The following is an 11510-nucleotide window of genomic DNA, read 5'->3' on the forward strand; positions in this document are numbered from 1 at the left end:
CGACCGCGACACCCTGATGGCGGCAGTCGACGCCCTGCCCGACGACGTGGCGCGCGTCGCGCTCGACCTGCCGCTGCGCGCCAACCTATCTGCGCTCGACAACATCGCACTGATCCCGATCTACCGGGGCCACTTCAACGTCGCCGAATCGAACTGCCAGGCCCTGCAATTGCTGGAACAGCTGGGCCATGCCGGCATCGCGCCGCTACGCGACCCCGACATGACCCCCGCGCAGCGCTTTATCACCAAGCTGGCACGCGCGCTCATCCTGAAGCGCCCGCGACTGGTCATCGACCGCCCCGGTGCCATGCTTTACGATGTGCCTTATCCGAGCTTCATCCGGCAACTGGCCGTACAAGCGGAGATGACGGGCACCTGGGAAATATTCGACTTCAGCTGGAACCAGGCACTTTATCAAGCATGAACAAACTGCATTTCAAGGTCGGGCTGTTTGCCGCCGCATCGCTGGTGCTGGCCGCGGTCTTCATCGTCTACCTGCTGCACGCACGCGGCTTCTTCGAAAAAACCTTCCACCTGCAACTGGCCGCAGCCAGTGCCGACGGCGTGGCGCCCGGCGTGCCGGTGGTGTTCTCCGGCATCGAGATCGGCCGCGTCACCACACTCGGCCTGAATGAGAACGGCGGCATCATCATCCATACCGAATTCCTCAGCCGCAATGCCAAATGGCTGAAGGAGAACAGCAGCTTCACCCTCGACAAGCCCATCGTCGGCGGCGCCAAGATCCGGGTCGACTCGCCTGATCTCAGGGCGCCTGCGCTGCCCGACAACGCCACCATGCTGCTGCTCACGTCGGACATCAGCAAGGAGATCCCGGCGCTGGTCGAACGGGTCAAGGCAATCCTTGCCAACGTCGAGTATCTCACCCGCAAGGATGGCGAGATCAACGCCACGCTGGCCAACGTGAAGACCGTGACCGGACGCATGACCGGCGAATACGGTGTGCTCGAAGGCGTGCTCGGCAGTCCGGAGAAGGCGCGTGCGGTGACCGACTCGCTCGACAAGACCCGTGCCCTCATCGCCAAGCTCGATGCCATGACCGCCAAGACCGACCAGTGGCTGTTTGCCCAGGACGGCATGGCCGAGCAGACGAAAGCCTCGCTGGCACAGGTCCGGCTGATGCTGAACGATGCGCAGTCCAGCCTGAAGAAGGCCGACGCCGTGATGGCGAATGCCGTGGAGATTTCCGCCAACGTCAAGGACGGCACCCAGGACATCGCCAAGCTGCGCGCCGAAATCGACGATGCCGTGCGCAAGGCCAATGGCTTGATCAACGAGATCAACAAAAAATGGCCGTTCGCACGTGAGCCCGAGGTGAAGCTGCCATGAAGACACTGCTCGCCTTCGCCAGCCTGCTCATGCTCGCTGCCTGCGGCAGCGGCGGCCCGCCGCCGCCGGACTGGAAAGTCGACTCGGCCGATCTGGTCGCACGGTATCAGAAGCATGCGCTACGTGGCGAGAATACACTGGCGGAACGCTACTTTCGGCAGGCGGTCGCCGCCACTGGGGGGGCCGGCCGCGTCGGCGAGACCGCGCGTCTGTGGCTGGTGCACTGCGCCACCCGCCGCGCCATGCTGATCGACGATGCCTGCAGCGAATATGCCGAGCTCGCCGGCGATGGGCCGAATCCGGCGGATCAGGCCTATTACCGCTTCCTCACCCTGCGTTGGGACGGCCTCGACCTTGCCCTGCTACCCAGCCAGCATCGCGATCTCGTGCGTGCGCCCGCAGACAAACGAGGTGCGGCACTGGAGCGGATCGATGACCCGCTTGCCCGCTTGCTCGACGCCAGCCTGCTGGTGATGCGCCAAGAAGCCGACGCGGGCACTCTGGCGACAGCAACGGAAACCGCATCGGAGCAGGGCTGGCGGCAACCCCTGCTCACTTACCTGAAACTGCGGCAGCAGCAGGCGGACAAACTTGGCCGGACCGCGGAGTCGGCACAACTCGCCCGCCGCATCCGACTGGTCGAGGAAAGCTTGGCCCAGCCGTGATTTGACGACTAAATAAACATATAAAGACTTAAGAATATAAATGTTCTTCCATGCCCTTCCGGGCCTTCACGGCATCCGCGCTTCCTCGTCGCGGGAATGATCTGAATCAAGTTACTGGCTTCAACTTCTCATGGGCCGACAGGCCGGGCTCCATCGGTGTACTGATCGCCCTGCATGGCGCCGGGCCGTACAGATTCGTAAAAAAACTGCTGCCGCATTGACAAGCCTACGCATGATGATTACCGTGCTCGCTCGAAGAGTTTTTCTTCGTAAATAAAAACCAAGCTACAACCAGGACATTTAATTAAAAGGAGGAGTTACCCATGAAATACACTACGATCGCGCTGGCTGCCCTGGCCATATTCGCCACTGCAGCTCACGCCACACCCGCCATGATGTCCGTTGAATGGACCGCTCAGGCTTGCGACGCCTGGAACAAGGATGCCACCCTGACGGACGGCCTGGGCGAAAAATGGATCAAGAACGACAAAGGCCGCGGCTACAAGATCATTCATCTGTATCGCACGGACTGCGGCGAAGCGACGCAGACTGAGCTGAAGATCGCCGCCAAGGATGGCAAGGCCATGTGCGTCTATGGCGGCGCGGTCCAGAACCACCAGATGGACTATGCGGTCGACTATACGATGCATGCCACCACCGATCGCTGGAACGAAATGGGCGCGGGTGAATATGGCCCGATGAAAGCTATGATGTTTGGCCGTCTCAAATTCACTGGCCCTAAAATGGAAGCGATGGGCGTGATGGGTCCGTTCGAGGCCTTCCTGCGTCTGCCGGGCAAAATCCCGGGCGACAAGGCCTGCCCCGCCAAGTAAACGGGTGAGCCGCAACAATAAGCCGGGAGATTTCCCGGCTTTTTTACGTCGGTGAATCGGACCCAGTCTAATGCACCGTTCCGGTCTGCACGTCGAGCGGCCGCCCATTGCGGATTTCCTCCGGCGTGGCCTCACGAATATCCATCACGTTCACCAGGCAGGTCACGCTCTGCCCAGCCAGTGAAGGATTGCCGTCCAGCGTGAGTTTGCCGTCCTCGATCGCGGTCACGTAAAAAACCTTGGTCTCGCCCGACTCATTCTCGAACATGACTTCCGCCCCGATGCGCCGGAATTCCGGCGGCACGTTCTCGATGTCGTCAACGAACACCAGGCTCTCGTCGCGTAGCCCGTATCCCTCTTCGGGCGACAAGGCGATCTCGACGCGGTCGCCTATCTTGCGCCCCGCCACCGCCGCCTCGATCGCCGGCAGGATGCCGCTGTTGGCGCCCTGCACATAGCCCACCGGAATATCATGCTGCTCGACGACCATGCCGCGCGAATCCAGGATGGAATAGGTAATGTATACGAGTGTGTTGTGTGTCACGGTGACCATGCTGTCTCATCCATCTTCATCGAATAAAGCGCCACGCCTGTGTCTGACGAGCTCATGCGCCGCCCGCATATGATACCTTCGAAGTCCACGTCACACACCGCACCCCCATGAAACCGCTCAAACATCTGCCCGCCTGGAAGGACCTGGAACAGCACTTCAAGGCCATGCGACCCTTCGACATGCGCGCCGCATTCCGCGAGGATGCCGGCCGTTTCGATCAGCTCTCGCTACGCTGCGGGAACCTGCTGCTCGACTATTCGAAAAACCGTGTCACGTCCGAGACCCTGGGCCTGCTGATGCAGCTCGCACGCGAGTCCGATCTGGAGGGCATGCGCACCGCGATGTTCAGCGGCGAGCGCATCAATTTCACCGAACAGCGTGCCGTCCTGCACACGGCGTTGCGTGCGCCGGTCCGGCCGCCGCTGGTGGTGGAAGGCGTGGACGTCGAACGCGAAGTCGCCAAAGTGCTGAACCGCATGCAGCGTTTCGTCGAATCGATTCACAATGGCAGCTGGCGCGGCCATACCGGCAAGCCCATCCGCGACGTGGTGAACATCGGCATCGGCGGCTCGGATCTGGGACCGGCCATGGTGTGTCATGCGCTCGATCATTACGCGGTGGAAAACGTGCGGGTGCATTTCGTCTCCAACCTCGATCCCGCGCACCTGGCCGGCACGCTGAAACAGCTCGATCCCGAAACCACGCTGTTCATTGTCGCCTCGAAAACCTTCACCACACTGGAAACCCTGGCCAACGCCAACTCGGCCAAGGCCTGGCTGCTGGCTGCGCTACGCGCGCCGGCTGCGGTGGCACGGCATTTCGTGGCCCTGTCGACCAACGCCCAGGCGGTCGAGGCCTTCGGTATCGACCCCGACAACATGTTCATCTTCTGGGACTGGGTCGGCGGCCGCTATTCGCTATGGTCGGCGATCGGCCTGTCGATCGCGCTGCAGATCGGCTGGGGCAACTTCCAGGCGCTGCTGGCGGGTGCCCATGCGATGGACATCCACTTCAAGGAAGCGCCGCTGGAGGCCAACATGCCGGTGATCCTCGGCATGCTCGGCATCTGGTATGCCAACTTCTGGGGCACCGACACCTACGGCATCTTTCCCTACGACCAGCGGCTGCGCCTGCTGGTGCCGTTCCTGCAGCAACTCGACATGGAATCGAACGGCAAGAACGTCAACCGCACCAACAAGCTGGTCAACTACAACACCGGCCCCATCGTCTGGGGCGCGCCCGGCACCAACGGCCAGCATGCGTTCTTCGAACTGGTCCATCAGGGCACGCGCCTGATTCCCACCGATTTCCTGGTGGCTGCGGTCAATTCCACGCCGCTGGCCGACCAGCACGAATGGCTGCTGGCCAATTGCCTGGCGCAGACCGAAGCCTTGCTGAAAGGCAAGTCGCGCGCGGTGATCGAGGCCGAACTGATCGCCCAGGGCATGAGCCGGGAAGACGCGAAAGCACTCGCACCGCACAAGGTCTTCCCCGGCAATCGCCCCAGCAACACCCTGCTCTATCAGAAGCTCGATCCGCACACGCTGGGCATGCTGATCGCCCTCTACGAGCACAAGGTCTTCGTGCAGGGCGTGATCTGGCAGATCAACAGCTTCGACCAGTGGGGCGTCGAGCTCGGCAAGCAACTGGCGCCGCCGATCCGCGCCGCGCTGAGTTCAGTTCGCGTGATCGGGGAACACGACGGTTCCACCCAGGGGCTGATCGCCGACATCCGCCGGCGGCGCGGGCTCAGTACCTGACTCGCACGCGGTAGGTCAATGTCGTCTTGCCTTCCGCAGGAACCTTCACTTTCCATTCCGCCGTGCCGGATGCCGCCTTGGTATGCGGCTGCGACTCGCTCACCATCGTCCAGTCACCCGGCATCGGCTCGCGCACGGTGACAGTCACCGCCTCCGGCTTGGCATTTTTCAACACGACTTCATAGGCCGACTCGAATACATAGTTGAAGCGGCCGCTACCCGCCAGTTTCTGGAAGGCGGTCTGTTTCCTGTCCGCGGTAATGTCAAACGCTTCGCCCAGCTTCAGGCGCACGGTCTCGTTCTTCGGCGTATGGTCGATACGATCCTCGCCGACGAATTGCGCGTTGCCCTGCCCGTCCCGCTTGTAGACGCGGATCACGCCCTTGGGCAAGGGCACCCCGAGGCCTTCGCCCTTGTTGTCGAATTCGACGAACACGCCGACCTTGATCTTCTGGCCGATTTCGCCGACCTGCCCCGAGTAGTAGTAATTCGCACCCTCGAGCAGGAATTCCTTTCTCACCGGCACCCGGCTCGCCGCCATCAGTGCAACCTGCTTGGTCTGGTTCTCCGCCAGCGTGGTGGGGCGCTGCAGCGTGTAGAGATGGTATTCGAACAGCGATTCCTGCTGCATGTCGGCAGCGTCGGCCACTTTCGCCGCCATGGCCATCGTCGCACGCGACATCGGCTGCGCCTCGCGTACCCGGTTGAGGTCGCCTGCCACCAGCTGCAGCTTGGCATTCGAATAGGCCGCCCCGCTCTGGTTAGTCAGCGTCACCCAGCCGTTCAGGTCAAGCCGGTCGTCATCGGCATTCAGTTCGGCCACGTAGTCCGCACGCCATGCCAAACCGGAGGTCAGATAGGACAACTCTAGGTTCTGCAAGCCCGCAGACGGGTTGAGCAGCGAGATGACCAGGGTAGGCGTATCGCGCAGCGTGTCGGGCACGCCGGGGAACGCCAGCCGTCCCGGTACGCCGGTTTCGATGCGGCCGTCGGCAAACTTGAGCACCACGCCGTTGTTGGTCGACAGGACGGTCGCGGTTTCGCGGGTTTCCACGTCGGTGCCTGCATGCATGCGGATGACGCTGACCTCGCGTCCAACATATTTTTCGAGCAGCTTTTGCGGGGTCAGCAGATCGAAATCGAAATTCTGTTCCTGTAGCCGGAATCCGGTCGGATTCGACAGATTGCGCAGCTGCGCGGTTTCCGGGCGCATCTGCGCCGACACTTCGCGCCACGCCAGCTGATTGAAATCGCGTCCCAGCCTGACCCGCCGCGTATCCTTCACCAGCGCCAGGTTGTCGTTATAGATCGTAACCGCCACGCCTGACTGGTCGGATGCGGTGCTGACGATCTCATCGCGCGGCGCAGCCCAACCGGTCTGTGATGCAAGCATCAGGCTGGCGATTATCGTGTTGCGCAGTATTTCCTTCATCATAGGGTCCTCGTCCAGGTCTTTCCACAAGATTCCATGATGACGCAAGCACGCGAAAAATACTTCCCGGCGCTAGAATGAATAAACGAATTCCGCAGTGAGCGACATGATCTCAGACGACTCCACTCCATCGCGCATCGTCGGCGGCGGCATCAATACCAGCGAATCCGAACAGCCCGTGGTGGTAACGCAGATGCTCGGCATAGCGAGCAGCGACCCGGTTCGCGAAGAAGTATTGCGAGCGCGTTTCCTCTCGTTCGACCCGCTGTTCGACGTCGCCTCCAGTCTGGTTGCGCACCAGTTGGTCCTGCGCGGCCGGGCCGCCGGCGCCGATGCGCCCCCCGAACTCCGGCAAATGGAAGAGGACATGTTGCTGACCGGCTTGTATTCCCTGACCCAGGACGGCCTGACAGGGGAACTGCCCCTTCTGGTGAGAATCAGCACGGGCATGCTGTTCAGCGAAGTGCCGCAGCAACTCAACCACCGCCAGCTGATCTGGTGCGTGAACCTCGACAACGAGCAGCACCTGGCGCGTGCTCTGGCCCTGCAGGATGCGGGGCTGACGTTCTGTCCCACACTCAACCCCCAGGATGCGGTCGTGCAGGACAGCCTGTCTGCCTGGCGCTACCTTGCCTGCAATGCCGACGACACGCCGCCGGCCGTTGCTGCGCGCCTGATCGTGGATGGCGTGCGGCATGCCCACGCCCAGGCTCGCTGGCCCGGCAACACCTGGTTTCGGGGCAGCTTCTTTTCCGGCGATACCCAGCCCGCTGAAATCAGCCATGAACAGGCCGTCCAGTTGGATCTGCTGGCCATCGCCCTGCGCGAATCGGTTGAAACCCTGGTGCAGTTCTTCCGGCTGAACCCCGACATGGCGCCGCGCCTGCTGGCCATTGCCAACTCCCAGGCCGGCGGCTTGAGCCGGCCTGCCGGATCGACGGCCCATGCGCTCATCATGCTGGGCTCGCAGCGCGCCGGCCGCGTGGCAGCCCTATTGGCGCTGGCTGGCAGGCAGCCCACCGAATCCTCGCGTCACTATGCCATCACCGCGTTGACGCGTGCGCTGTTCATGGGAAAGATAACCCGCCTGGGCGCACCGGCCGAGAGCGCCGCCGCCGCATTCGAAATCGGCCTGCTGTCGACCGCTCCCCTTGCACTGTCGCTGCCGGTGGAAACGCTCATCCGCAAGCTGGGCCTGTCGGCAACCAGCGCACGCGCACTGAGCGCGCACCCTTCGCCCGAAGGGGCCATGCTGCAATTGACCTATGCCTGCGAGAACAACGACGTCGAGACATTGGCCTCGTACGCACAACAACTGGATATTCCGCTGCACCAGATTTCCGTGGCCTATCTGGACGCCTTGATCGCCGCATCCGAACTCGACGCCGCCCTGCATTGACAGCGTAAAATGGCGGTTTTTGTTTGCCGCTCGCGCCATGCACCCCACCCTGGTTTTCGACATTGAAACGATCCCCGACCTCGCCGGGTTCGCCGCCGTCAACGGCATCGACGAAGCAACGCTGCCGCAGGCCGAGCTTGCCGAAATGGCGCTGCTCGCCCGCCGCCAGAAGACCGGCAGCGACTTCATGCCGCATCACCTGCATCGCATCGTCGCGATTTCCTGTGTGCTGCGCAGTGGTGACCAGCTCAAGGTCTGGTCGCTCGGAGAGCCGGATAGCAGCGAGGCCGAGCTGATCCAGCGCTTCTATGACGGCATCGAGCGCTATACCCCGCAGCTCATTTCGTGGAATGGCGGCGGCTTCGACCTGCCGGTACTGCATTACCGCGCGCTGATCCATGGCGTGGCCGCAGCGCGCTACTGGGACTGGGGCGACGACGACAAGGAATTCAAGTGGAACAGCTATCTTGGACGCTACCACACCCGCCATCTCGACCTGATGGACGTGCTAGCGATGTACCAGCCCCGCGCCAACGCGCCGCTCGACCAGATGGCCAAGCTGTGTGGCTTTCCCGGCAAGCTGGGAATGGACGGATCGAAAGTGCTGGACGCCTTCCAGAACGGTGAAATCGACGCCATCCGCAACTACTGCGAAACCGACGTGATGAACACCTGGCTGGTCTACCTGCGCTTCCAGAAGATGCGCGGGACGCTGACCGACTCGGCCTACGCAGCCGAGATCGAGCTCGCGCGGAATACAGTCCAGGCTCACCCCGCCCCGCACTGGCAGGAATTCCTGGCGGCCTGGGCATGAATCAAATCGTCGACATCCTCTCCCTCGACCACGAGGGCCACGGCGTTGCACGCGTCGACGGCAAGGTCACCTTCGTCGACGGCGCGCTGGCGGGCGAACGCGCGGACATCGCGGTCTACCGCAAGCACGCCAAATACAACTCGGCCAATGCGGTCGCTATCCTCAAGGCCAGCGCCCAGCGCGCGGAACCACGCTGCAAATACTTCGGCCGCTGTGGCGGCTGCTCGATGCAGCACTTGGAAGCCAGTGCCCAGGTGGCGGCCAAGCAGCGCGTACTGGAAGAAAACTTCGCCCGCATCGGCAAGGTCAAACCCGATGTGATCCTGTCCGCCCTGCACGGCCCGAGCTGGGGCTATCGTACGCGCGCCCGCTTGTCCGCGCGCTGGGTCGACAAGAAAGGCGGCGGGCTGGTCGGCTTCCGCGAAAAGCGTTCCAGCTACATCGCAGACATGGCGAGCTGCGAAGTGCTCACCCCCAATGTCTCGGCGCTGATCCAGCCGCTGCGCGAGCTGATGGGCATGCTGTCGAACGCCGACCGTATTCCGCAGATTGAGGTGGCCGTCGGCGAGCACGTCACCGTGCTGGTGTTCCGCCTGCTCGAACCCTGGACCGACGAGGACGCCGCCAGGGTCCGGGCCTTTGCCGACCGGCATCGCATACAGATATGGGAACAGGCCAAAGGCCCCGACACCGTGCGGCCGTTCTGGCCCGACATCGCGCCTGAGCTCAGCTACAGCCTGCCCGAATTCGGCCTGACGATGCCATTCAGACCCACCGATTTCACCCAGGTCAATACCGCCATCAACCGCGCCCTGGTCAGCCGCGCGCTGCGCCTGCTCGACCCGCAACCGGGCGAACGCATTGCCGACCTGTTCTGCGGCCTGGGTAACTTCACCCTGCCCATCGCCCGAAGCGGGGCCGATGTGCTCGGCATCGAAGGCAGCACGGAACTCGTCGCCCGTGCACGTGCGAATGCCCTGCATAACGCGCTGCCCAACGCCCACTTCGTGGTCGACAACCTGTTCGAGATGACATCCGAGAAATTCGCTGCCCAGGGGCACTTCGACAAGCTGCTGATCGACCCGCCGCGCTCCGGCGCCATCGAGGTCGTCAAGTCGCTGCCCGATGGCCGCGGGCCGCAGCGCATCGTCTATGTTTCGTGCGACCCCGCCACGCTGGCACGGGACGCCGAGGTGCTGGTGCACGTCAAGGGTTACCGGCTCGAAGCCGCCGGCGTCGCCAACATGTTCCCGCATACCGCACATGTGGAGTCGATTGCCCTGTTTACGCGGTAATCCATTAAAATCTCGCCTTTACCTAGCCCTCAACTCCTGGCCCTAACATGGCACTCATCGTACAAAAATACGGCGGCACCTCGGTCGCCAACGTCGAACGCATCCGCGCCGTGGCGGAACGCGTCGCCAAGTTCAAAATGCTCGGCCACCAGGTGGTGGTCGTACTCTCGGCCATGTCGGGCGAGACCAACCGGCTGATCGCGCTGGCGAAAGGCATTCAGGCGCAACCCGACCCGCGCGAACTCGACATGCTGGTGTCCACCGGCGAGCAGGTCACCATTGCCCTGCTTGCCATGGCGCTGAAAGACCTTGGCCTGAAAGCCAAGAGCTATACCGGCGCGCAGGTGCGCATCCTCACCGACAACGCCTTCACCAAGGCGCGCATCCTCAGCATCGACGAAGCCAACATGCGGCGCGACCTGGATTCGGGCCATGTGGTCGTGGTCGCCGGCTTCCAGGGTGTCGATGCCGACGGCAACATCACCACCCTGGGCCGCGGCGGTTCCGACACCACCGGCGTCGCGCTGGCTGCCGCACTCAAGGCCGACGAGTGCCAGATCTACACCGACGTCGACGGCGTCTATACCACTGACCCGCGTATCGTCCCCGAAGCGCGTCGGCTGAAGACCGTCACCTTCGAGGAAATGCTCGAAATGGCGAGCCTCGGCTCCAAGGTGCTGCAGATCCGTTCGGTCGAGTTCGCCGGCAAATACAAAGTCAAACTTCGTGTGCTGTCCAGCTTTCAGGATGAAGGCGACGGCACGCTCATCACCTTCGAGGAAAGCGACAACATGGAACAGGCCATCATCTCCGGCATCGCGTTCAACCGCGACGAAGCCAAAATCACCGTGGTCGGCGTGCCCGACCAGCCCGGCATCGCCTACCAGATTCTCGGCCCAGTGGCCGACGCCAACATCGACGTTGACATGATCGTGCAGAACGTCGGCCACGCGAACACCACCGACTTCACCTTCACCGTGCACCGCAACGACTTCGCCAAGGCCATGGACATCGTCAAGGCCAATGCTGCAACCACCGGCGCACGCGAGGTCACCGGCGACGACAAGATCGCCAAGGTCTCGATCGTCGGCGTCGGCATGCGCTCGCACGTGGGCATCGCACGCAAGATGTTCGAAACCCTGTCGAAGGAAAACATCAACCTGCAGATGATCTCCACCTCGGAAATCAAGATCTCGGTGGTGGTCGAGGACAAATACATGGAACTCGCGGTGCGTGCCCTGCACCAGGCCTTCGAACTCGACAAAGCCCCTGCCTGAGGTGGCTTTCCGCCGCGCATTCCGCTACAATGCGCGGCGGTTCGGAGACGTGGCCGAGTGGTTGAAGGTACTCCCCTGCTAAGGGAGCATGCGGGCTTAAACCTGCATCGAGGGTTCGAATCCCTCCGTCTCCGC

11 protein-coding genes and 1 tRNA gene are annotated in these 11510 nt (G+C 62.6%); 10 read left to right on the forward strand and 2 right to left on the reverse strand.

Annotated features, from left to right (window positions below; all coding sequences use genetic code 11):
* The first annotated feature begins 16 nt into the window (after window positions 1–16).
* The 4 genes from ABT23_RS12650 to ABT23_RS12665 all read left to right on the forward strand — a co-directional run bounded on the left by ABT23_RS12650 (window position 17) and on the right by ABT23_RS12665 (window position 2845).
* Window positions 17–424: a hypothetical protein gene (locus ABT23_RS12650; RefSeq protein ID WP_296635904.1), complete on the forward strand. Its 408-nt coding sequence runs from the start codon at window positions 17–19 to the stop codon at window positions 422–424.
* Window positions 421–1347: an MlaD family protein gene (locus ABT23_RS12655; protein ID WP_296635909.1), complete on the forward strand. Its 927-nt coding sequence runs from the start codon at window positions 421–423 to the stop codon at window positions 1345–1347. Before ABT23_RS12650 ends, ABT23_RS12655 begins: the two co-directional genes overlap by 4 nt.
* Window positions 1344–2012 carry a hypothetical protein gene (locus ABT23_RS12660; protein ID WP_296635911.1) on the forward strand — a complete coding sequence of 223 codons (669 nt, stop codon included), beginning with the start codon at window positions 1344–1346 and terminating at the stop codon, window positions 2010–2012. The genes ABT23_RS12655 and ABT23_RS12660 overlap by 4 nt, the downstream gene beginning before the upstream one ends.
* 323 nt (window positions 2013–2335) lie before the next feature.
* Window positions 2336–2845: an SCP2 sterol-binding domain-containing protein gene (locus ABT23_RS12665; protein ID WP_296635914.1), complete on the forward strand. Its 510-nt coding sequence runs from the start codon at window positions 2336–2338 to the stop codon at window positions 2843–2845.
* A gap of 67 nt (window positions 2846–2912) precedes the next feature.
* Here ABT23_RS12665 and ABT23_RS12670 read toward each other — a convergent pair whose 3' ends face one another.
* Entirely contained in the window at window positions 2913–3398 is a 486-nt protein-coding gene (locus ABT23_RS12670) for a peptidylprolyl isomerase (RefSeq protein WP_296635918.1), read from the reverse strand.
* Between the two features lie 107 nt (window positions 3399–3505).
* Here ABT23_RS12670 and pgi point away from each other — a divergent pair, with 107 nt between their 5' ends.
* The gene (gene pgi / locus ABT23_RS12675) at window positions 3506–5158 is read left to right on the forward strand and encodes a glucose-6-phosphate isomerase (protein ID WP_296635921.1); all 1653 of its coding nucleotides are present in this window, start codon (window positions 3506–3508) and stop codon (window positions 5156–5158) included.
* Here pgi and ABT23_RS12680 read toward each other — a convergent pair.
* Window positions 5148–6593: a DUF4139 domain-containing protein gene (locus ABT23_RS12680; RefSeq protein WP_296635923.1), complete on the reverse strand. Its 1446-nt coding sequence runs from the start codon at window positions 6591–6593 to the stop codon at window positions 5148–5150. The genes pgi and ABT23_RS12680 overlap by 11 nt on opposite strands.
* A 103-nt stretch (window positions 6594–6696) precedes the next feature.
* Between ABT23_RS12680 and ABT23_RS12685 the strand changes: the two genes are divergently transcribed.
* The 5 genes from ABT23_RS12685 to ABT23_RS12705 all read left to right on the forward strand — a co-directional run bounded on the left by ABT23_RS12685 (window position 6697) and on the right by ABT23_RS12705 (window position 11509).
* Complete coding sequence (locus tag ABT23_RS12685; protein ID WP_296635934.1) at window positions 6697–7989, forward strand: HDOD domain-containing protein; 1293 nt, start codon at window positions 6697–6699, stop codon at window positions 7987–7989.
* A 37-nt stretch (window positions 7990–8026) separates the two neighbouring features.
* Complete coding sequence (locus ABT23_RS12690) at window positions 8027–8803, forward strand: 3'-5' exonuclease (RefSeq protein WP_296635926.1); 777 nt, start codon at window positions 8027–8029, stop codon at window positions 8801–8803.
* Window positions 8800–10098: a 23S rRNA (uracil(1939)-C(5))-methyltransferase RlmD gene (gene rlmD / locus ABT23_RS12695; protein WP_296635929.1), complete on the forward strand. Its 1299-nt coding sequence runs from the start codon at window positions 8800–8802 to the stop codon at window positions 10096–10098. The genes ABT23_RS12690 and rlmD overlap by 4 nt, the downstream gene beginning before the upstream one ends.
* A gap of 47 nt (window positions 10099–10145) precedes the next feature.
* Window positions 10146–11375, forward strand: a complete 1230-nt coding sequence (locus ABT23_RS12700; protein WP_296635932.1) for an aspartate kinase — start codon at window positions 10146–10148, stop codon at window positions 11373–11375.
* A gap of 43 nt (window positions 11376–11418) precedes the next feature.
* Window positions 11419–11509: transfer RNA gene (locus ABT23_RS12705), tRNA-Ser, on the forward strand.
* The last annotated feature ends 1 nt before the right edge of the window (window position 11510 follow it).

This window comes from Thiobacillus sp. SCN 63-57 (genome assembly GCF_001725555.1).
Taxonomy (GTDB): domain Bacteria; phylum Pseudomonadota; class Gammaproteobacteria; order Burkholderiales; family Thiobacillaceae; genus Thiobacillus.

Coding starts and splice junctions, on each gene's coding strand:
- ABT23_RS12680 (WP_296635923.1), bottom strand. CDS start 6,593: ATGATGAAGGAAATACTGCGCAACACGATAATCGCCAGCCTGATGCTT.
- ABT23_RS12690 (WP_296635926.1), top strand. CDS start 8,027: ATGCACCCCACCCTGGTTTTCGACATTGAAACGATCCCCGACCTCGCC.
- ABT23_RS12660 (WP_296635911.1), top strand. CDS start 1,344: ATGAAGACACTGCTCGCCTTCGCCAGCCTGCTCATGCTCGCTGCCTGC.
- ABT23_RS12670 (WP_296635918.1), bottom strand. CDS start 3,398: ATGGTCACCGTGACACACAACACACTCGTATACATTACCTATTCCATC.
- ABT23_RS12700 (WP_296635932.1), top strand. CDS start 10,146: ATGGCACTCATCGTACAAAAATACGGCGGCACCTCGGTCGCCAACGTC.
- ABT23_RS12650 (WP_296635904.1), top strand. CDS start 17: ATGGCGGCAGTCGACGCCCTGCCCGACGACGTGGCGCGCGTCGCGCTC.
- pgi (WP_296635921.1), top strand. CDS start 3,506: ATGAAACCGCTCAAACATCTGCCCGCCTGGAAGGACCTGGAACAGCAC.
- ABT23_RS12685 (WP_296635934.1), top strand. CDS start 6,697: ATGATCTCAGACGACTCCACTCCATCGCGCATCGTCGGCGGCGGCATC.
- ABT23_RS12655 (WP_296635909.1), top strand. CDS start 421: ATGAACAAACTGCATTTCAAGGTCGGGCTGTTTGCCGCCGCATCGCTG.
- ABT23_RS12665 (WP_296635914.1), top strand. CDS start 2,336: ATGAAATACACTACGATCGCGCTGGCTGCCCTGGCCATATTCGCCACT.
- rlmD (WP_296635929.1), top strand. CDS start 8,800: ATGAATCAAATCGTCGACATCCTCTCCCTCGACCACGAGGGCCACGGC.